Raw genomic sequence first — 20,963 nt, 5'->3', positions numbered from 1 at the left:
GTCAGGCGTGGAAGGGCAGCCCGGCGTCGGCGACCAGGTCGAGGTCGTCGCCGTCGGGCGGCGGCAGCAGGGTGGCGCTGCCGTCGCTGACGGGGACGACGCCGAGGTCGAGCAGTTCGGCCATGGCGGCGGTGCCCGCCATGTCGCGGACCTGGAGCTGATAGCGGGCGGTGGTGCGGTAGGCGCCGCCCGCGTCGTCCCCGGTGCGCTGGAGGAAGCCGGAGTCGGTGAGGAAGGCGACGGCCTTGCCGACGATGCCGGTGGTGGATCCGGCGAGCCGCCGGGCGTCCTTGGTCGCGCCGGTGGCGCTGCGGCGGGCGTAGATCCGCCAGGCGGCCTCCAGGCCGGGGGCGTCGCTGGTGGGGTCGGTGTTCTCGCCGTCCTCGCCGGCCCGCTCGGCGAGCCTGCGGCAGGCCTGCCGGACGAAGGCGTCGACGCCGTTGACGGTGATCCGGCCGATGTATCCGTCGTCGGCGAGGTCGTCGGGGCGGGGGAAGGCCAGGGCGGCGACGGCGAGATGGGCGAGGCCGTGCAGAAAGCGGTCGGCGGATTCGGCGGAGGCGCGGCGGGCGTACTCGCCCATGCGGACGGCGAAGACGGAGTCCTCTCCCGCGGCGAGGGCCATACCGGCGCGGGGGGAGACCTCCAGGACGACGAGGCCGAGGCCGGTGGCGACGGCGTCGGCGAGCCGGGCGAAGCCGGTGTCCTCGCGGTAGCGGCGGAGCAGTTCGGTGTACTCGGCGTCGCGGGCGGGGAGCAGCTTGGGCTGGAGGCCGAAGGAGACGAGGCGGGCGGCGTCGGCCGCGTCGGGCGGGGTCAGCCGGGTGCCGGGGGCGGCCGGGGCGCTCTCCGCGGCGGGGTCGGCGGTGGCCGGGTCACGCCAGGGGTCGCGCTCGGCGTGCAGGTCGGTCACTGGGGTGGCTCCTCGTCCAGGTGGGGTTGGTGTCGCCGGGCCCGGGTGGGGCGCTCCGGCCGTCGGGGGCGCGGTCGGTCGCGTCTCATGCCGCCTCGGTACGGTCGGCGGCCATGCCGGCGGCATCCAGCAGGGCGGTGCCCACGATGAGGTCGGCGCCGCCGAACTCGGGGTCTTCCAGGGGGGTGCCGTCGTCGACGGCGAAGAGCAGGCGCTCCTCGCCCTGGCGGTAGGCGGTGCCGACCGGGGGGCTCGCCGCGTGGACGGCGAGCAGGGCCACCAGATAGGGCAGGTCGGGGTCGCGGCGGCGGGCCTCGGCGAGCAGCCCGGAGAGCCGCCGGGGGGCGTCGTGCTCCAGGTCGAGCAATTCCAGGGCGCTCGCGAGCTGCTCCTCGCTGAAGCGGCTGTCGTCGGGGGTGGCCACGAGGTCCGGCTCGGGCATCTCCGCGCCCAGGTGCTCACGCTCCACGGGCGGGGTGAGCAGCAGCTCGACCAGGTCGCCGACGCGGACCGAGGAGGGGGTGCGCGGGCCGAGGCCCCGGGCGAAGAAGGCGTCCGTGACCCGGATCGCGGACTCCAGCGGGAGCGGCAGGACGGGGGCGAGAAGCTGGCCGTAGAGGTCGAGGCCGGTCCGGGTGGCGGGCCGGGCGAACGCCTGGCGGTCCTGCTCGGCGCGGAAGAGGGGGCCGGCCTCCAGCAGCCGGGACTGGAGCTGGGTGTGGCGGCGGATGCAGTCCTTGACGATGTCGACCAGCTCGGCGGCGCGGCGCTTGTACTCGGCGGCCTTGGGGTCGGAGGTGGCCTCCATCTCGTCGCGGGCGCGGCGGATGTTGGTGAGGATCGCGTTCTCGTGGCGGTAGCGGTCGGCGACATGGTCGAGGGCTTCGGCGATCATGTCGGGGACGGTGGTGAGCCAGTCGACGGCGCGGACGTTGCGGCGGGTCGCCTCCAGGGTGCGGCGCAGGGTCTCCGCGTACTGGACGGTGCGGTAGCGGGCCTGCTCGGCGGCGAGCTGGGCGTCGGCGAGCCGGCCCCGGCTGATCAGGATCTCCAGCTTGACCTCGGCGGCGATCTGGGCGCTGGTGACATCGGTGTCGAGGGCGCCCACCAGGACATTGACCGCTTCGTCGGTGGTGCGGAGGTAGACGGCGCCGCCGGGGCCGGGGACCTCCTCGACGAGTTTGAAGTCGTAGTCGCGGCGGGTGTAGACGCCGTCGGGGCCGAAGGTGCCGTAGACGGCGCGGAAGCCGCGGTCGACGCTGCCGACGTTGATCAGGTTCTCCAGGACCCAGCGGGCGACGCGCTCGTGCTCGGCGGCGGGGCGGCGGGGGGCCTGGGCGGCGACGCGGGGGATCAGCCGGGAGACGACCTGGTCGTGGTCGGCGCCCGTGTCGAAGTCCATATGGAGGGTGATGAGGTCGATGGCGGCGAGGGCGACCTCGGCCATGGCGTAGACCGAGTACTCTCCGGCGAGATTCGCCTTGCGGGTGTCGAGGTCGTGCAGGGGCGCGGTGCACGCGAGCGCGCGCAGGCGCCGCGCCAGCCCTTCGTCGGCGGCCGGGCCCGGCGCGGGGCGCGGCCCCGCGCTGAGCTGGGGCGGAACGAATTCCGTCGAGGCAGGCGAAGTCACGGTGCCCACATTAGGTCCTCGCACTGACAACGGTCGAAACGGCTCCGGACCGCCCCTCGGGCCCTGCCCGCCCCGGCCCGCGCCGCCTGCCGCCGGGTGCACCCGGCCCCGCCCGGGGCCCTCGCCCGGGGCGCTCCACCGCCCGCCGCCGCCGGGCCGGAGCCGCCCCCGGCCGGTGATCCACCGGCCCGCCGCGCCCGTGCGGACGACCCTGTCGTGGGCGGGGTGCGGAGAGGCAGTGCGGCGGCGGTACGGGAGCGGGGGCGGGGGCGGGCGAGGCGCGTCCTAGGCGTCGTCGGTGACGAGACCGGCGTAGGCCTCCACCAGCTGCGCCCGCGAGTCGGCGAGGTACTGGGCGAGCAGCCCCTCCGCGTGGGTGCGGTCGCCCGAGCGCAGGGCCTCCAGGATGGCGCGGTTGCGGACGAGATAGGGCTGGTGGAGTCCGCGCGGGTCGTCCACCACATGGAAGGCGAGCCGCAGTTCGGCCAGGACGCTGCGCATGAGTTCGTCGGTGCGGGCGCTCCCGGCGAGGGCGACCAGCTCGCTGTGGAAGTGGATGTTGGCGGTGGAGACGCCCCGCCAGTCCTCGTCCAGGGCGGCGCGTTCGCCGCCGCCGACCGCGGCGTCGAGCCGGGCGAGCGCGTACGGCGGTTCGCCCAGGTCGTGGACGACGGCGCACTCGACGAGGAGCCGGGTGCGGTAGATGTCCACGACGTCCTGGACGGCGAGCATCCGGACGAACACCCCCCGGTTGAGCCGGTGGACGAGCAGGCGTTCATGGGTCAGCAGCCGGAAGGACTCCCGCAGGGTGTTGCGGGAGACGCCGAGGGCCTTGCCGATCATGTCCTCGGAGAGCCGCTCGCCGGGCTGGAAGTACCCCTCGGCGATCCGGGTCCGCAGGATGTCGGCGACCCGTTCGGCGGTGCTGGTACGGCTCAGCAGCGCGCGGTCCGCCGCCAGCCCGACGGGCCCGCCGGGTTCGTCGGCGCGGTCGGTGTCCGGCTCCGTCGTCTTCACGACGCCCCTTTCGTTCTCGCCGGCGGTTCAAACCGGCGCACGATCTCCATCGTAGAAGGCAGAACGAGCCCACGCGCCCCTTGTCGGATCGTTGAACAATCCCCTACGTTGACATCACCGCACACCTCCACGGCACTCGGCCGGCATCACCATCTCCCCTTCTGCGAGGTGCAGATGAGCACGACCAAGGCACAGCAGGCCCAGCCCGACCCCGGCGGACCCGACACCGGCGGACCCGCCGGCGAGCGGGGCGCGTTCGCCTGGCTGAGCGCACTCGGCCCGCGTGGGCGACGGGCGTTCGGCGGCGCGTTCGGGGGGTACGCCCTCGACTCGTACGACTACTTCACCCTGCCGCTGTCGATGGTGGCGATATCCGCCTACTTCAGCCTCGACAACGGGCAGACCGGGCTCCTCACCACCGTGACCCTGGTGGTCTCCGCCGTGGGCGGGGCGCTGGCGGGCGTGCTCGCCGACCGCATAGGCCGGGTGAAGGCGCTGATGATCACGGTCATCACCTATGCCGTCTTCACCGTCGCCTGCGGCTTCGCCCCCAACTACGAGACCCTGCTGGTCTTCCGCGCGCTCCAGGGCCTCGGCTTCGGCGGCGAGTGGGCCGTCGGCGCGATCCTCGTCGCCGAGTACGCCCAGGCGAAGCACCGGGGGCGCACCCTCGGGGCCGTGCAGAGCGCCTGGGCCGCGGGCTGGGGGCTCGCCGTGCTCGTCTACACCCTGGTCTTCCACTTCCTCGACGACGACCTGGCCTGGCGGGTGATGTTCTGGACGGGCGCGCTCCCCGCGCTGCTCGTCATCTGGGTCCGGCGCCATGTGCGGGACGCCCCGGAGGCCACCGCGCGGCGCATGGCCAGCACGCGGCGCGGCTCCTTCGGCGCCATCTTCCGAGGGGACCTGCTGCGGACCACGGTCTTCGCCACCCTGCTCTCCACCGGCGTCCAGGGCGGCTACTACACGCTGGCCACCTGGGTGCCGACCTATCTGAAGAACGAGCGGGGGCTGTCGGTCGTCGGCACCGGGGGATATCTGGCCTTTCTGATATCCGGCGCCTTCATCGGCTATCTCACCGGCGGCTATCTCACCGATCGCATCGGCCGCAAGCGGAACATCGCCCTCTTCGCGGTGCTCTCGGCCTGCGGGGTGCTGGCGTACGCGCAGATACCCGAGGGCTCTAATGAACTCCTCCTGCTGCTGGGCTTCCCGCTCGGCTTCTGCATGTCGGCCATCTTCAGCGGCTTCGGGTCCTTCCTGAGCGAGCTGTATCCGACCGAACTGCGCGGCACCGGCCAGGGCTTCACCTACAACGGCGGGCGCGCGGTGGGCGCGTTCCTGCCGACGCTGGTGGGCTATCTCTCCGACAGCTGGGGAGTGGGCGGCGCGCTGGCGCTGGGGGCGGTCGGCTACGGTCTGGCCGTGGTGGCGCTCTGGGGACTTCCGGAGACCCGGGGCCGGGAGCTGCTGTGACCATCGGCGGGAGGGCCACGGGCGGGCCGGGGCCCTGGCACCCGGCGGGCCCGGGGGCCACGGACACATGGGGCGGGAAGGGCCGCGCGGCCCCGGGGACGCGCGCCTGAAGAGGACGGGAGGGACCACCATGACCTGGGCATCCATCGATCTCAACGCGGATCTCGGCGAGGGCTTCGGCCACTGGCGGCTGACCGACGACGAGCAGCTGCTCTCCGTGGTCACCAGCGCCAATGTGGCCTGTGGGTTCCACGCGGGCGACGCGGTCACCATGCGGCGGGTCTGCCGGCTCGCGGCGGAGCGTTCCGTACGGATCGGCGCCCAGGTCTCGTACCGCGATCTCGCCGGCTTCGGACGGCGCTCGATGGAGGTGCCGCCGGACGAACTGGCGGCGGAGATCGCCTATCAGATAGGGGCACTTGAGGTCTTCGCCCGCGCGGCGGGGTCCCGGGTGTCGTATGTGAAGCCCCATGGGGCGCTCTACAACCGTGTCGTCCATGACGAGGAGCAGGCGGCGGCCGTGGTCGAGGGGATCCTGCTCTCCGGCGAGCGGCTGCCGGTGCTGGGGCTGCCGGGGTCCCGGCTGCACACCCTGGCCGAGAAGGCGGGACTGCCGGTGGTCACCGAGGCGTTCGCGGACCGGGCGTACACCCCCGAGGGGCGGCTGGTGCCCCGCCGGGAGGAGGGGGCGGTGATCAGCGACGCCACGACGGTGGTCGAGCGGTCCGTCAGCATGGCCCGCTTCGGGGTGGTCACCGCGGTCTCCGGGGAGCCCGTCCCGGTCCGGGCCCGCTCGCTCTGTCTGCACGGCGACACCCCGGGCGCGGTGTCGCTGGCCCGGCGGGTGCGCCGGGAGCTGGAGTCGGCGGGGGTCAGGGTGGAGTCGTTCGTATGAGCACCGGGCACCGGGCGGACGGCGGGCCGCCCATGGCCGCCCGGCCACGGGTGCTGCCCGTCGGGGAGCGGGCGCTGCTGATCGAGACGGCGGACGGGGAGGGGGCCCAGGCGCTCCACGCCGAGTTGCTGCGCCGCCGGGCGGCGGGGCTGCTGCCCGCCGTGCGGGAGATCGTGCCGGCGGCGCGGACGGTGCTGCTGGACGGTCTGGCGGACCCCCGGCGGCTGGCGCGTGAGCTGGCCGGATGGGAGATACCGCCGCTGGAGACGCGGCGGGAGGGAGTGATCGAGGTTCCGGTGCGGTACGACGGACCCGACGTCGCGGAGGTCGCGGCCCTCTGGGGGGTGACCCGGGAGGAGGTGGCGGCGATCCACTCGTCGGTCGAGTTCCGCGTCGCCTTCTGTGGCTTCGCGCCCGGTTTCGGCTATCTGACGGGACTGCCCGAGCGGTACGCGGTCCCCCGCCGGGCCACTCCGCGCACCGCGGTCCCGGCGGGTTCGGTGGGTCTGGCAGGTCCGTACACCGGGGTCTATCCCCGCTCCTCCCCCGGCGGCTGGCGGCTGATCGGCCGGACGGAGCTGGAGCTGTGGAACGCGGAGCGGGAGCCCGCCGCGCTGCTGGCCCCGGGGACACGGGTGCGCTTCGTGGCGGGCGGACGATGACGGACCGGGCCATCGCGGTGGTGCGGGCGGGGGCGCTGACCACGGTGCAGGACCGGGGCCGGGCCGGCCATGCCCATCTGGGGGTGCCCGCCTCGGGGGCGCTCGATCCCCCCGCCGCGGCGCTGGTCAACCGGCTGGTGGGCAATCCGCCGGAGGCCGCGGTGCTGGAGACGACGGTGACGGGGTGCGCCGTGCGGCCCCGGCGCCCGGTGACGGTGGCGGTCGGCGGGGCGCCCTGCCCGGTCACCGTGGACGGCCGCCCGGTGGCCTGGGGTGCGGCGGTACGGGTGCCGGCGGGCGCGCTGCTCGATGTCGGGCGGGCCGTCCACGGGGTGCGGGGCTATGTCGCCCTCTCCGGCGGGGTGGCCGTGGAGCCGGTGCTCGGCAGCAGGTCCACGGATCTGCTCTCGGGGCTCGGCCCGCCGCCGCTCGCCGACGGGGTGGTGCTGCCGCTCGGCTCTCCGGTGGGCCCGCCCGCCCGGGTCGACGGGGCGCTGCCCTGGCCCGCGCCGCCGGGGGAGCTGGTGCTGCGGGTGCGGCTCGGGCCGCGCGCGGACTGGTTCACCGGGCCGGCGCTGCGGACGTTCACCAGCGGGGCGTACCGGGTGTCGGCGGCGAGCAACCGCATCGGGCTGCGGACGGAGGGACCGGCGCTGGCGCGGGCCCGCTCGGGGGAGCTGCCCAGTGAGGGCATGGTGCTGGGGGCGGTGCAGGTGCCCCCGGACGGCTGCCCGGTGGTCTTTCTCGCCGACCATCCGACGACGGGCGGCTATCCGGTGGTCGCGGTGGTCGACGGCCGGGACCTCCCGGCGGCGGCCCAGGCGCCGCCGGGGACCCCGCTGCGGTTCGTCCCCCTCGGCTGAGCGCGGCCGGGCCGGGAGCGGCCGGTCCGGGGCGGCTCACTCCCCCGCTCCCTCCGGGCCGTACCCTCCGCCGCCCGGGGTGGCCAGGACCAGGACATCGCCGGGCGCGACCGCGACCGAGTCCACCCCGGCGAGCGGGGTGACGCTGCCGTCGGGGTGCTCGACGGAGTTGTGGCCGAGGGCTCCGGGCCGCCCGCCCGCGAGGCCGTACGGGGGGATGCGGCGGTGCCCGGTGAGCAGGGTGACGGTCATCGGCGCCAGGAAGCGGAGCCTGCGGACGACCCCGTCGCCGCCGTGCCGGCGTCCGGCGCCGCCGCTGCCCTCGCGGACGGCGAAGGAGTCCACCCGTACCGGATAGCGCCACTCCAGGATCTCCGGGTCGGTGAGCCGGGAGTTGGTCATATGGGTCTGCACAGCGTCGGCGCCGTCGAAGCCGTCGCCCGCGCCCGAGCCGCTGGCGACGGTCTCGTAGTACTGCACCCGGTCGTCGCCGAAGGTGACGTTGTTCATGGTGCCGGAGCCCTCCGCCTGGACCCCGAGGGCGGCGTAGAGGGCTCCGGTGATCGCCTGGGAGGTCTCCACATTGCCCGCGACGGTGGCGGCGGGGTGGACCGGCGCCAGCATGGACCCCTCGGGCACCCGTACCTCCAGGGGCTCCAGACAGCCGCTGTTGAGGGGGATGTCCTCGTCCACGAGGGTCCGGAAGACATAGAGGACGGCGGCCATGACCACGGAGGTGGGGGCGTTGTCGTTGCCGGGGCGCTGCGGCGAGGTGCCGGTGAAGTCGAGGACGGCCGTGCGCGCCGTCCGGTCGGCCCGTACGGAGACCTGGATGATCGCGCCGCCGTCGGTCTCGTAGCGGCAGGAGCCGTCGTGCAGCCCGGCCACGATGCGCCGGACGGACTCCTCGGCGTTCTCCCGTACATGCCGCATATAGGCATGGACCACTTCCAGGCCGAACCGGCCGGTCATCCGCCGCAGTTCCTCGACGCCCTTCTCATTGGCGGCGATCTGGGCGCGCAGATCGGCGATATTGGCGTCCGGGGCGCGGGAGGGGTGGGGCGCCCCGGTGAGCAGGGCCCGGGTCTCGCGCTCGCGCAGCCGGCCGTCGCGGACGAGCAGCCAGTTGTCGAAGAGGACCCCTTCCTCGTCGACGGTCCGGCTGAAGGCGGGCATGGAGCCGGGGGTGATGCCGCCGATCTCGGCATGGTGGCCCCGGGAGGCGACCAGGAAGCGGAGCCCGCCGTCCCCCCTGCTCCCGCTCGCACCGTCGGCCTCGTCGAAGACCGGGGTCACCACGGTCACATCGGGCAGATGGGTGCCACCGTGGTACGGGTCGTTGATCGCGTAGACATCCCCGGGCCGCAGCTCCCCGCCCCGGCGCCGGCGCAGCACTTCCTTGATCGACTCCCCCATGGAGCCGAGGTGGACGGGGATATGGGGGGCGTTGGCGATCAGCCGGCCCTCGGGGTCGAAGAGGGCGCAGGAGAAGTCGAGACGCTCCTTGATGTTGACCGAGTGGGCGGTGTTCTCCAGCCGTACGCCCATCTGCTCGGCGATGGACATGAAGAGGTTGTTGAAGACCTCCAGGAGGACGGGGTCGGCCTCGGTGCCGGCGGCGGTCCGGGCGGGGCGGGGGCGGACCCGTTCGAGCAGCAGATGTCCGGCCGGGTGGACACGGGCCCGCCAGCCGGGGTCCACCACGGTGGTGGCATCGGGTTCGGCCACGATCGCCGGGCCGTCGACGGTGGCCCCGGGGCGCAGCCGGGCCCGCTGGTGGAGGGGGACATCGCGCCGGGAGCCCTCGGTGAAGAGACGTACCTGTTCGGCTTCCTCGCCGTCTCCTCCCCCTGCCGGGCCGGGCTCGGGAAGGGCCGCGGAACCGGTCTCGGGAAGGGGCTCGGGAAGGACCCCGGCAAGGGGCTCCGCGCCCCCGGAGGAGCCGGTGGCCTCCACCGAGACCGCCGCGACGACCAGCGGTTTCTCCAGGGTGAAGGCATAGCGCGCCCGATGGGCGGCGAGGAAGGCGTCCCGCATCACGGCGGCGTCGGCGAGGGGTACGGGCAGTGTGGCGTCGGTCCCCGCGTACCGCAGCCGTACGGTGGCCCGGGTGGTGATGGCGCTCCCGGGCACGGAGTCGGCGAGCAGATCGGCGCGGGCCTGCCCGGCGAGCCGTGCGCAGAGGGCGTGTGCCCGGTCGGCCGCCGCCCCGGTCAGCTCCTCCTCGACGGACCGCTCGCGCACCGCCGTCACATCGGCCGTCCCGATACCGAGGGCGGAGAGCACTCCGGCGAGCGGGGGTACGACGACGGTGTCCATGCCGAGGGCGTCCGCGACCGCGCAGGCGTGCTGGCCGCCCGCGCCGCCGAAGGAGACCAGGGCGTACCGGGTGATGTCATGGCCGCGCTGGACGGAGATCTTCTTGACCGCGTTGGCCATATTGAGGACGGCGATCTCCAGAAAGCCGGCGGCGACCTCCTCCGCGGTGTGTGCGGTCCCGCTCTCCCGGGCCACCCGGTCGGCGAGTTCGGTGAAACGGGCGCGTACGGTGCCGGTGTCCAGCGGCTGGTCCCCGCCGGGTCCGAAGACGGCGGGGAAGTGGGCGGGCTGGATCCGGCCGAGCATCACATTGGCGTCGGTGACGGTGAGGGGGCCGCCGCGCCGGTAGCAGGCGGGGCCCGGGTCGGCGCCCGCGGAGTCGGGTCCGACGCGGTAGCGGCGCCCGTCGAAGTGGAGGACGGAGCCGCCACCCGCGGCGACGGTGTGGATATGGAGCATGGGGGCGCTCATCCGGACCCCGGCGACCTGGGTGCCCGTCCCGCGTTCCAACTCCCCGGCGTAGTGGGAGACATCGGTGGAGGTGCCGCCCATGTCGAAGCCGATGACCCGGTGGTAGCCGGCGCGGGCGGCGCTGCGGGCCATGCCGACCACGCCTCCGGCGGGGCCGGAGAGCACGGCGTCCTTGCCCCGGAAGTGGGCGGCCTCCCGCAGTCCGCCGTTGGACTGCATGAACAGCAGCCGGACACCGTCGAGTTCGGCGGCGACCGTGTCGACATGGCGGCGCAGTACCGGGGTGAGATAGGCGTCCACGGCGGTGGTGTCGCCCCGGGGGATCAGTTTGATCAGCGGGCTGACCTCGTGGGAGCAGCTGACCTGGGGGAATCCGACGGCGCGGGCGGCTTCGGCGACGCGTCGCTCATGGGCGGGGTGGCGATAGCCGTGCATCAGGACGACGGCGGCGGAGCGGAAGCCGTCGGCGTGGGCCTCGGTGAGCCGTTCGGTGACGGTGGCGAGGTCGAGGGGGCGGACGGTGCCGCCCCGGGCGTCGATGCGCTCGGGGACCTCGATCACCCGGGTGTACACCGGCTCGGGCAGGACGATCCGGCGGTCGAAGATCCGGGGCCGGTTCTGGTAGGCGATGCGCAGGGCGTCCGCGAAGCCCTCGGTGATGACGAGGACGGTGGGCTCGCCCCGGCGTTCCAGCAGGGCGTTGGTGGCGACGGTGGTGCCCATGGCCACCCGGGCGATCCGGTGGACGGGTACGGGTTCGCCGGGTGCGACGCCCAGCAGCAGCCGGATGCCGGCGACGGCGGCGTCCCGGTGGTGCGCGGGGTCCTCCGAGAGGAGCTTGCGGGTGACCAGCCGGCCGTCGGGGCGGCGGCCCACGATGTCGGTGAAGGTGCCGCCCCGGTCGATCCAGAACTCCCAGCGCCCGCTCATGGACCCATTCTGGCAAGCGGGGGGCGGCCGGGCCCGGTGAGCCGCCCCGCCCCGTGACGGGAGAACGGCGAGGCGGTCGAGGGAGAGGCGCCCGGACATCCGCAGGGCCCCTCGCCATCACGCGGCGAGGGGCCCCACGGCCGTCGGTCCCGGTCTCAGACCACCGGGCGGTCGGGCCCGATCCTGCTGCGGACCGCCGTCTGCACCTCGGCCTCCTCGGCCGGATCCGCGGCCAGCCGCCGCAGGCGCTCGGCGACCCGGATGTCCCCCGTCTCCGCGTGCAGCGCGGCGACCTCCCGGGTGGTCTCCTCACAGTCCCAGAGGCACTCGACCGCGAAGCCGGTGGCGAAGGAGCCATCGGTGGCGGCGAGCGCACGGGCGGCGCGTCCGCGCAGATGGGAGGAGGCCGTCTCGCGGTAGACATGGCGCAGTACGGGGGCGGCGCAGCTGATGCCGAGCCGTCCGGCGCCGTCCACCAGGGTCCAGAGCGCCGGGGCGTCCGGGCCGTGGGAGCGCACGGTCTCCCGCAGCGCGCCCAGGACCAGCCGGTCGTCACCCGCCCCGCCCCGGCAGGCGAGGACACCCGCCGCCGAGGTACCGAGCGCGTCGGGGCGGTGCACCCACCCACGGGCCCGCTCGACCGCCGCCTCGCCGCACATGCGTTCGAACGCGGAGATCGCGCCCTCGGCGACCGTGGCCGACCCGATGGTCACCGCCGTCTCGATCAGATCGAGGACGACCGGGTCGGACGACTGCGCGAGATAGTGCAGGGCGGCACAGCGGGCGCCGTCGGACCCGGCACGGGCGACCGCCACGATGGCGTCGCGGTCGTCGGGCCCGGCGACCGCCGAGAGACAGCGGGCCGCGGGGACATGGAGCGGTGTACCGCGCTCCAGGCCCTGGTCGGCCCAGTCGAACACGGCCTGGACGCTCCAGCCGGGACGGGGCCCGGTGGGCCGCATCTGCCGCTGCCAGCGGTCGAAGGATCCGGCCTCCTGGGCGGCACGCACCCTGGCCCCCACCGCCGGCCTCGGGTCGTCGGCCCAGAGCCGCCAGGGGCGGGGCTCGAAGGCGTCGCGCACGGTGGCCGCCAGCTCGGCATTGCCCTCCGGGGTGTCCGGGAAGCGGGCGAGGACCGGACCGGCCAGGGCGCGCAGCCCCGCGTCGTCGTCGCGCAGGGCCAGCTCGTCCAGGGCCCAGGCCCAGTTGGCGCCGGTGGCCGCGTAGGAGCGCAGCAGTGCGAGGGCGTCCGGGCGATCGTAGGCGGCGAGGTGCCCGAGGACCGCGAGCGCGAGACCGGTGCGGTTCTCGTCGTCGTGGATCAGGTCGTCGGGATCGCGCAGATGCCGTTCGATCTCCTCCAGACCGCCGTGGAGATCCAGGTACAGACGTGCGTAGTACAGGGAGCGGTTCTCCACCTGCCAGTCGTGGCGGGGGTCGTTCAGCACGCAGTGGTTGAGGGCGGCGAGCGCCTCGTCGCGAGGCGCGGCGAGCGCGTGCAACGTGCCGTCTCCGCGGCCCCTCTGGAGCAGACCGAGGAGCGTGCCGCTCGGCGCTATGACTGGATCGAACATGGGGAAAGCCTCACATCAAGCTCTCGACGCAACCGGGGACTGGATGGCCTAGGCAGCGCCGCAGCAGATGGGGCGGCCGAGCGTCGTCTGCGTCCGCGTCATGCGCTTGGTGGTGAGCATTTTCCTGCCTCTCGTCGGTGGCCCCAGGGGAACTCCCGGTGTTGTCCGGGACAGGGCCGTACGTCATGATGACCCACCCATATCGCCACCGCGACCACATTTACGACGCCCGTCGGCGGGGCGTTCCACGGTGGTGCGCGGGGGCGGCGGGTGGGGTGCCGGCGCCGCGCGGCCGGCGGGCACGGATGCCGCCGGTGCCGTACGCGACGGCGGTCAGTCGCTGCCGAACAGCTCCAGAAGCTCTGTCTTCCCAAACATCCGCGCGGTATCCACGGCGGAGGGGGTTCCGGCCGACGGGTCGGCACCGCCGGCGAGGAGTGCGCGGACGACGGCGTCCTCGCCCTTGAAGACGGCCCCGGCGAGAGGGGTCTGACCGCGGTCGTTGACACGGTCGGGGTCGGCGCCACGGGCGAGCAGGATCTCGACGGCGGCGGGGTGTCCGTGGTAGGCGGCGAGCATGACCAGGGTGTCGCCGCGATCGTTGGTGAGATCGGCGGGGACTCCGGCGTCGACATAGGCCGCCAGCTGCTCGGTCTCGCCCTGCCGGGCGAGGTCGAAGACCTTGGTCGCGAGTGCGATGACTTCGGGGTCCGGGGACTCGCTCATCGGAGGGTCCGCCTTTCGCTGGATCTGAGGTGTACCGCGTTGACCTGGGGCGCACACGGCGGGGACGGCCGTACGGGTGAACCGGGACAGGTTACTGCCCCGCCCGCCCGTGCCGGGGGCGTTCCGGCCGGTCCGGGGCTGCGGCACGGCCCGTACGGCGGAGCGACCCCCCGGGGGAGCCGCGGGGGGAGGCCGCCGGCGGAGGCCGCCGACAGGGGTGCGGGGACGGCCGGGACCGGGGCCCCGGCGGGCCGGGGCGAGCGGCGGTACGGGGGCGGACACCCCGTGGAGCCCGGTCGTGACTCCGTCGGCGGGACCGTCGTTGGGCGCAACCATCTACTCCATTGAAGTGATTCATCAACGCTTTCACCCATTTGCACCTTTTGTCGCATAGATCCTTTCTGTGAGGCTGGAAGAACTGATGGTGACTGTCCCCTCACCCAGGAGAAAAACTCATGGTCCTCTCGATGTCGGGCGTGGTCCTCCTCGCGATCATCGTCTTCCTCTTCTTCCGCAAGGGAGGGCTCAAGGCATCCCATGCGGTCGCCTGCGCCCTCTTCGGCTTCTTCCTGGCGGGCACCGCCATCGCCCCCAGCATCGACGCGGGCACCCAGAGCCTGGCCAGCCTCCTCGGCGGCATCAAGTTCTGAGTCCGTGCCGGCCGCCGGGGCCCGGAGCCACCGGGTCCCCGGCGTCCCGCCACCCCGCACCGGACCCCGAGCCGGTTCCCGTCGCCCCGCACCGGACGCGGCGCCCGCCGGCACCCCCGTAACCCGCACAACACCCCCGTACACCCGCACAGCACCCCGTAACCGATCTGTCCATCCATGACCCAGGAGACCGATGTGGCCCGGCGACCCCTCCCCCGCGTGCTGGCCGGCACCACCGCACAGCTCGCCCGCGTCAGGGGGATCGCCCGCACCACCGCGGACGGCGCCGTCGATGTCCTGCAACCCCTGATCACGGTCGGCCGCGGGCTGCGCCGGCTGGCGGGAAGGGCCCGCCGCGGCTGGTCCGCGACGCCCAAGGACCGGCGCGGCCCCACCGTGCTGCTGGTGGCGGGATGTCTCCTCGGGGTCGGCATGCTGCCGTTCGGGCCGGTCCTCGCCCTGATCGCGCTGATGGGCGCGGCGGGCTGGGCGGGCCGGGAGCGGGCCCCCGCGCGGACCGGGCCCGACCCGGCCGAGACCGCCCGCCTCCAGTCGCTGTACGAGGCCCTGGTGCCCTACTTCGCGGTGCCCGACGACCCCGAGCCCCTCTACCACCACGGCGGCTCCTGGTCCGGTGTGCTGCGCGACCCGGCCTTCGACGGCGACGGCCGGCCGACCGGGCTGCGGATCGTCTACCCCGCCTACTTCACCGACGGCGAGGCCGCCTCCCGGGCCCGGATCGAACAGGTGCTGCACGCCAAGTCGGGCCGGGGCCGTGAGTACCGCTTCGACTGGGACGAGGAGGCCAATGAGCTGCTGATGCGGGTGCTGCCGCCGCTCTCCACCACCGTCGCGGCCCAGCGCTTCGTCACCGCGCCCGGCGAGACCGTGCTCGGCTTCACCGACGAGGACGCGGTACGCCGTACCGTCCCGGTGACCGACGGCGAGGAGAGCCGGGACGCCTCCCCGGTGATCTGGCGCACCGGACCGCGCTCCGCCGAACCGCATCTGCTGGCCGTCGGCGGCCCCGGGGCGGGCACCACCACCCTGCTGCGCTCCCTCGCACTCCAGGTGCTGCCGTACGGCGATGTCCTGATCGTGGAGGGCTGCGGGACCGGTGAGTACGCCTGTCTGACCGGGCGGGCCGGGGTGCTGGCGGTGGAGTGCGGGCCGGCGGGCGCGCGGAGCAGCCTGGAGTGGGCGGCGCACGAGACCGAGCGGCGGCTGATCGCCATCAACCGCGCCCGGCAGGCGGGACGGCCCGCGCCCGAGGACACCCGGCGGCCGCTGTGGATCCTGGTCGACCGGCCAGCCGCCCTCGGGGAGCCGACCGCCACCGACGGGCGGGCCGGCCCCCAGGATCTGCTCCAGGTGCCGCTGCGGCACGGCAGGCCGGCCTCGGTCACGGTCGTGGTGGCGGAACAGCCGGACGCGCTGGACGCCCTCGGGGAAACCGTACGGGCCCACACCCGGGCCCGGGTGGTGCTCGGGGAGGCCGGCCCCGAGGAGGTCGCGGCGGTCCTCGGCACGGCCCCGCACACCACACCCACCCCGGATGTCCCACCGGGGCGCGGCTATGTCCGGCTGGGCGGCGGGCCGGTGCTGCGGCTCCAGGTGCCGGCCACCCCGGACCCGTACGAGGACACGGCGGACGAACGGCACCGCGCGGCGGTCCTCGCCCTGCTGCCGGAGCGCCCCGGCGACACGGAACGACCGGGCGGTACGGAGGGACGGCGGGGCGGTACGGGGGGATCCCCCGCGCGGACGGACCGGGACGGCCCCGCCCCCTTCGGCAAGCCCCCGGAGGCCGGACCGGTGAGCGGAACAGTGAGCGGACCGCTGACCGCCGAGGAGCTGACCGGGGCCCCGGTGGCGGCGGACGGCTGAGCCTCCCCGGGCCGACCCGGCCGACCCGGCCGCCCGAGGAGGCCCAGAAGACCCGAGCGGCCCGGAAGACCCAAGCGGCTCAGTCAGCCCAGGCGGCCCAGGCAGCTCAGGCAGCCGAGGCGGCCCAGACAGCTCAGGCGACGAAGGTACGGGGTGCCTCCGCCCCCGTCGCCGCCCCGGTCTCCACCAGCCGGGCGGCGGCGGCCAGCCGGCTCGCCGCCTCGTCGGCGACCGCCCCCGTGACCGTGAACGGCAGCCGGACAAAGCCCTCGAAGGCCCCGTCCACCCCGAACCTCGGCCCGGACGGCACCCTGACCCCCACCCGCTCCCCCACCTCGGCGAGCCGGGAGCCCGACAGCCCCCCGGTACGCACCCAGAGCGTCAGCCCGCCCGCCGGCACCGCGAACTCCCACTCCGGCAGCTCCCTGCGGACCGCCGCCACCAGCGCGTCGCGGTTCTGCCGTGCCTGGTCCCGGCGGATGGCGACCGCCTGCTGCCAGCCACCGGTCCGCATCAGCCAGTGCACCCCCAGCTGCTCCAGTACCGGAGTGCCGAGGTCCGCGTAGGCCCGCGCGGCCACCAGCGAGCGGATGACATCGGGGGCGGCCCGGACCCAGCCGATCCGCATCCCGGCCCAGAACGCCTTGCTCGCCGACCCCACGGTCACCACCGTGGAGCCCGCCGGGTCGAAGGCGCACACCGGCCGGGGCAGCTCGGTCCCCGGGTCGAGACGGAGTTCCGTCATGGTCTCGTCCACCACCAGGACCGTCCCGGCCGAGCGGGCCGCGTCCACCATCGCCCGGCGCTGGTCCTCGTCGGCGAGGGCCCCGGTGGGGTTGTGGAAGTCGGCGACGACATACGCCAGCCGGGGCGCGGCGTCCCGCAGCACCTGGCGCCAGCGGGCCATGTCCCAGCCGGCCAGCCCCGGCTCCATCGCCACCGGCACCAGCCGGGCCCCGGCCTCCCGCATCAGCTGGAGGATATTGGCGTACGAGGGGGACTCCACCGCGATCCGCTCCCCGCGCCCGGCGAAGAGATGGCACAGCGCGTCCATGGCGCCCATCGCCCCGGTGGTCACCATGATCTGCTCGGGCATGGTGGGGATGCCGCGCTCGGTGTAGCGGTCGGCGAGCATCCGGCGCAGCACCGGGATGCCCGCCGGGTAGTCGCCGTGGGTGTGGGCGTACGGCGGCAGCTCCTCCAGCGCGCCCTGGATGCTGCGGGTGAGCCAGGGCTCGGGCGCGGGCAGCGCGGCGCAGCCCAGGTCGATCATCGAGCCGAGCGACTCGGGGGGCAGCGGCTCCAGACCGCGCGCGGGCAGCGGGTTCCCCGCCGGTACGGCGGTCCAGCTGCCGGCTCCCCTGCGGGACTCCAGAAAGCCCTCGGCGCGCAGGGCCTCATAGGCGGCGGCGACGGTGGTACGGCTGACGGAGAGGGCGAGGGCCAGTTCGCGTTCGGCGGGCAGCCGGGCCGCGACCGGGACCCGTCCTTCGAGGACGAGCAGGCGTACACCGTCGGCGAGGGCGCGGTAGGCGGGGGGCTTGCGGGTACCGGGTCCCGCCGGGCGGGGCTGCTGGGTGCGGAGCTGCCGGGCCAGCTGGACCACTCCCACCGTGGAGGTCCATTGGGTCATGGAAATAAGTCCACCTTCCCGGAATTGGCCATGGTTGCCATCTGTTCCGTAGCCACAGAGTGTCATGGGTCAGTCCAGAATCACCAGAGGGGCCACCACCGTGTCCACAGAGTCCGCACAGCCCGCGCCGCCGGTACCGCCCGTGGCTCCCCCGACGGCCACCGACACCATCCCTGCCACCCAGGCCGGCGATGCCACCGGGACGGATACCGGCGCCCGCTCCCGGCGGCTGCCCCGCAGACTGCTCCAGCTGTACGGGGGACTGCTGCTGTACGGGTTCAGCTCCGCGCTGCTGGTCCGCGCCGGGCTGGGTCTGGAGCCCTGGAACGTGCTCCACCAGGGCCTCTCCGAGCTGACCGGGCTCTCCATCGGGACCATGGCGATCCTGGTGGGCGCGGCGGTCCTGCTGCTCTGGATCCCCATCCGGCAGCGCCCCGGCCTCGGCACGGTCTCCAATGTGGTGGTGATCGGCCTGGCGATGGACGGCTCCCTGGCCCTGCTCCCCCAGATCCATGGGCTCGCGCTCGGGATACCCCTGATGGTCGCGGGGGTGGTGCTCAACGGCATCGCGACCGGCCTCTATATCGCCGCCCGTTTCGGCCCGGGGCCGCGCGACGGTCTGATGACCGGACTGCACCGGCTCACGGGCCGCTCGATCCGGCTGGTGCGGACGGGGCTGGAGGTGACCGTGGTGGCCACGGGCTTTGTCCTCGGCGGTTCGGTGGGGATCGGTACGGTGCTGTACGCGCTGGCGATCGGGCCGATCGCCCAGTTCTCGCTGCGGCTCTTCGCGGTGCCCGAGGGGGACGGCGCCGGCCGGATCGTCGCCTCCGGTGCCGGTACCGGAGGCGGGCCAGAGCAGGAGACCGCGCCCGAGCAGGAGAGGGAGCGGGGCACCGCGGTCACCCGGGCGCGCGCGATACTGCGGCGGTGACCTCCGCCGCCGCCCTCCATCCCTTCCTGGACCATCCCGCCCCGCTGCCCTTCGCCCATCGCGGCGGGGCGGCGGACGGCTTCGAGAACACGGCCGCCGCCTTCCGCCGGGCCGCCCGTCTCGGCTACCGCTGGTTCGAGACCGATGTGCACACCACGGCCGACGGCCGTCTGGTGGCCTTCCACGACGCGACGCTGGACCGGGTCACCGACGCCCGCGGCCCGATCGCCCGGCTGCCGTGGAGCGAGGTCCGGCGGGCGCGGGTCGGGGGGCGGGAGCCGCTGCCGCTCTTCGAGGAGCTGCTGGAGGAGTTCCCCGACGCCCGCTGGAATGTCGATGTGAAGGCGGCGGCCTCGGTGGCCCCCCTGGTGGAGCTGGTGCGCCGGACCGGTGCGTGGGACCGGATCTGTGTCGGCTCCTTCTCCGAGGCCCGGCTGGCCCGCACGGCCCGGCTCGCCGGAGGACGGCTGGCCACCTCGTACGGGATACGGGGCATCGCGGCGCTGCGGCTGCGCTCGCTGGGGATCCCGGCGGCGCTGCGGCGGGGCGCGGTCTGCGCCCAGGTGCCCGAGAGCCGGGCGGGGATCCGGGTGGTGGACCGGCGCTTCGTCCGGGAGGCCCACGCACACGGGCTGCGGGTGCATGTCTGGACGGTGAACGAACCGGAGCGGATGAGGGCACTCCTCGACCTGGGGGTGGATGGCATCATGACCGATCGACTGGAGACGCTGCGCACGGTGCTGACCGAGCGGGGAGCCTGGGTCTGACCCCTGCCCTCGGGCGGGGGCCGGCGCGCTCTTCCCGGGGTCCGCCCGGCCGGCCCGACGGGTCCCCCGGGGCCCGGCAGAGGGGGGAGGCCGGATGGCCGCCGAGACCGCGGATGCCACGACCGACCAGGTGGACGGCGACCGACGGCGGGAGCAACGCGGCTGGTACGTCTACGACTTCGCCTGCTCCGTCTATTCGACCAGTGTCGTCACCGTCTTCCTGGGGCCCTATCTGACCTCGGTGGCCAAGGCCGCGGCGGACGCCGAGGGGTATGTGCGTCCGCTGGGGATCCCGATCCGGGCGGGGTCGCTCTTCGCCTACGCGATCTCGGCATCGGTGGTGCTGGCGGTGCTGCTGATGCCGCTCGCCGCCGCCTGGGCGGACCGTACCGGGCGCCGGAAGCCGCTGCTGGCCGCCGCCGCGTACACCGGCGCGGGGGCTTCGGCGGGCCTCTTCTTCGTGAGCGGCGACCGCTATCTGCTCGGCGCCGGACTGCTGATCGTCGCCAATGCGTCGCTCGCGGTGTCGATGGTCGTCTACAACGCCTATCTTCCCGAGATCGCCACCCCCGCCGAGCGGGACCGGGTCTCCTCCCGGGGCTGGGCCTTCGGCTACACCTCCGGCGCCCTGGTCCTCGTCGCCGATCTGGTGCTCTACGGCGGGCACGAGCGGTTCGGTCTGTCGGAGGCGGAGGCGGTACGGATCTGTCTGGCGACGGCGGGGCTGTGGTGGGGCGCGTTCACCGTGGTGCCGCTGCGGCGGCTGCGGGACCGGGCGGTCGGGCACGGCGGCCGGGCCGGGGCGGGCTCGGGGCTGAAACAGCTGGCGGCGACCCTCAAGGACATGCGGCGCCATCCGCTGACCCTCTCCTTCCTCCTCGCCTATCTCTTCTACAACGACGGCATCCAGACCGTGATCTCCCAGGCGTCGATCTACGGCTCCGAGGAGCTGGGGCTCGACCAGACCACACTGATCACGGCGGTGCTGCTGGTCCAGGTGCTGGCGGTGGCCGGGGCGCTGCTGATGGCCCGGCTGGCCAGGACCCATGGCGCGAAACGGGCGATCCTCGGCTCCCTGGTGGTGTGGATCCTGATCCTGGTGGCCGGGTTCGTGCTGCCCGCCGGGTCCCCCGCGTGGTTCTACGCGCTGGCGGTGGCGATCGGCCTGGTCCTGGGCGGCAGCCAGGCGCTGTCGCGGTCGCTCTTCTCCCATCTGGTGCCCCGGGGGAAGGAGGCCGAGTACTTCGCGGCGTACGAGCTGAGCGACCGCGGGCTGAGCTGGCTCGGGCCGCTCTTCTTCGGCCTCGCCTACCAGCTGACCGGGAGCTATCGCGACGCGATCGTCTCCCTGGTGGTCTTCTTCGGGGTGGGATTCGTGCTGCTCGCCCGGGTGCCCGTGCGCCGGGCGGTGGCGGCGGCGGGCAATCCCGTACCGGACCGGATTTAGACGGTGCGGGGAAAGGGCGGTAGTGTACGCGTTTGGCCTGCCAGGCGGACCGTTACTGCGCACAGGGGGGAAGTGGAATCCGTGGGTGACACTTTCTGTCAGATGTGACAAACCGGGCACTGGTGGGTACCCCAACCTTGGGAAAGCAGCGGCACGACGGGCGACGCAT

At 74.3% G+C, this 20,963-nt stretch carries 16 protein-coding genes; 9 read left to right on the top strand and 7 right to left on the bottom strand.

Annotated elements, in window-relative coordinates; genetic code table 11:
• Position 1: 1 nt before the first annotated feature.
• The 3 genes from ABT354_RS30070 to ABT354_RS30060 form a co-directional block, all read right to left on the bottom strand.
• Positions 2-913, bottom strand: a complete 912-nt coding sequence (locus tag ABT354_RS30070; RefSeq protein ID WP_351499550.1) for a hypothetical protein — start codon at positions 911-913, stop codon at positions 2-4.
• Positions 914-998: 85 nt separating this feature from the next.
• Entirely contained in the window at positions 999-2,543 is a 1,545-nt protein-coding gene (locus tag ABT354_RS30065; protein WP_351499548.1) for a hypothetical protein, read from the bottom strand.
• A gap of 285 nt (positions 2,544-2,828) precedes the next feature.
• Positions 2,829-3,560, bottom strand: a complete 732-nt coding sequence (locus ABT354_RS30060) for a GntR family transcriptional regulator (RefSeq protein ID WP_351499546.1) — start codon at positions 3,558-3,560, stop codon at positions 2,829-2,831.
• 174 nt (positions 3,561-3,734) lie between these two features.
• On the opposite strand from ABT354_RS30060, the gene ABT354_RS30055 reads away from it, so the two are divergent.
• The 4 genes from ABT354_RS30055 (at position 3,735) to ABT354_RS30040 (ending at position 7,456) form a co-directional block, all read left to right on the top strand.
• Positions 3,735-5,036, top strand: coding sequence for an MFS transporter (locus ABT354_RS30055; protein ID WP_351499544.1), 1,302 nt, complete (start codon positions 3,735-3,737; stop codon positions 5,034-5,036).
• Positions 5,037-5,166: 130 nt separating this feature from the next.
• The gene (locus tag ABT354_RS30050; RefSeq protein WP_351499542.1) at positions 5,167-5,931 is read left to right on the top strand and encodes a LamB/YcsF family protein; all 765 of its coding nucleotides are present in this window, start codon (positions 5,167-5,169) and stop codon (positions 5,929-5,931) included.
• Complete coding sequence (gene pxpB / locus ABT354_RS30045; RefSeq protein WP_351499540.1) at positions 5,928-6,593, top strand: 5-oxoprolinase subunit PxpB; 666 nt, start codon at positions 5,928-5,930, stop codon at positions 6,591-6,593. The genes ABT354_RS30050 and pxpB overlap by 4 nt, the downstream gene beginning before the upstream one ends.
• Positions 6,590-7,456, top strand: a complete 867-nt coding sequence (locus ABT354_RS30040) for a 5-oxoprolinase subunit C family protein (RefSeq protein ID WP_351499538.1) — start codon at positions 6,590-6,592, stop codon at positions 7,454-7,456. The genes pxpB and ABT354_RS30040 overlap by 4 nt, the downstream gene beginning before the upstream one ends.
• A gap of 36 nt (positions 7,457-7,492) precedes the next feature.
• On the opposite strand, the gene ABT354_RS30035 is transcribed toward ABT354_RS30040, so the two are convergent.
• The 3 genes from ABT354_RS30035 to ABT354_RS30025 all read right to left on the bottom strand — a co-directional run bounded on the left by ABT354_RS30035 (position 7,493) and on the right by ABT354_RS30025 (position 13,476).
• On the bottom strand, positions 7,493-11,176 hold the full coding sequence (locus ABT354_RS30035) for a hydantoinase B/oxoprolinase family protein (RefSeq protein ID WP_351499536.1): 3,684 nt from the start codon (positions 11,174-11,176) through the stop codon (positions 7,493-7,495).
• 155 nt (positions 11,177-11,331) lie between these two features.
• Positions 11,332-12,750, bottom strand: a complete 1,419-nt coding sequence (locus ABT354_RS30030) for a HEAT repeat domain-containing protein (protein WP_351499534.1) — start codon at positions 12,748-12,750, stop codon at positions 11,332-11,334.
• Positions 12,751-13,083: 333 nt separating this feature from the next.
• The gene (locus tag ABT354_RS30025; RefSeq protein WP_351499532.1) at positions 13,084-13,476 is read right to left on the bottom strand and encodes an ankyrin repeat domain-containing protein; all 393 of its coding nucleotides are present in this window, start codon (positions 13,474-13,476) and stop codon (positions 13,084-13,086) included.
• A 455-nt stretch (positions 13,477-13,931) separates the two neighbouring features.
• On the opposite strand from ABT354_RS30025, the gene ABT354_RS30020 reads away from it, so the two are divergent.
• On the top strand, positions 13,932-14,126 hold the full coding sequence (locus tag ABT354_RS30020; RefSeq protein ID WP_323448473.1) for a hypothetical protein: 195 nt from the start codon (positions 13,932-13,934) through the stop codon (positions 14,124-14,126).
• A 195-nt stretch (positions 14,127-14,321) separates the two neighbouring features.
• Positions 14,322-16,013 carry a hypothetical protein gene (locus ABT354_RS30015; RefSeq protein ID WP_351499589.1) on the top strand — a complete coding sequence of 564 codons (1,692 nt, stop codon included), beginning with the start codon at positions 14,322-14,324 and terminating at the stop codon, positions 16,011-16,013.
• A gap of 133 nt (positions 16,014-16,146) precedes the next feature.
• On the opposite strand, the gene ABT354_RS30010 is transcribed toward ABT354_RS30015, so the two are convergent.
• Positions 16,147-17,646, bottom strand: coding sequence for an SCO1417 family PLP biosynthesis transcription factor (locus ABT354_RS30010; protein WP_351499530.1), 1,500 nt, complete (start codon positions 17,644-17,646; stop codon positions 16,147-16,149).
• 169 nt (positions 17,647-17,815) lie between these two features.
• On the opposite strand from ABT354_RS30010, the gene yczE reads away from it, so the two are divergent.
• From yczE to ABT354_RS29995, 3 genes are all read left to right on the top strand, one after another.
• Entirely contained in the window at positions 17,816-18,580 is a 765-nt protein-coding gene (gene yczE / locus ABT354_RS30005) for a membrane protein YczE (protein ID WP_502983526.1), read from the top strand.
• The gene (locus ABT354_RS30000; RefSeq protein WP_351499528.1) at positions 18,577-19,347 is read left to right on the top strand and encodes a glycerophosphodiester phosphodiesterase family protein; all 771 of its coding nucleotides are present in this window, start codon (positions 18,577-18,579) and stop codon (positions 19,345-19,347) included. Before yczE ends, ABT354_RS30000 begins: the two co-directional genes overlap by 4 nt.
• Before the next feature lie 94 nt (positions 19,348-19,441).
• Complete coding sequence (locus ABT354_RS29995; RefSeq protein ID WP_351499526.1) at positions 19,442-20,794, top strand: MFS transporter; 1,353 nt, start codon at positions 19,442-19,444, stop codon at positions 20,792-20,794.
• Positions 20,795-20,963: the final 169 nt, after the last annotated feature.

This window comes from Streptomyces sp. NPDC000594 (assembly GCF_040299965.1).
Classification (GTDB): domain Bacteria; phylum Actinomycetota; class Actinomycetes; order Streptomycetales; family Streptomycetaceae; genus Streptomyces.
The sequence above is the reverse complement of the archived record's forward strand: the minus strand, read 5'-3'. Positions and strand labels throughout refer to the sequence as shown.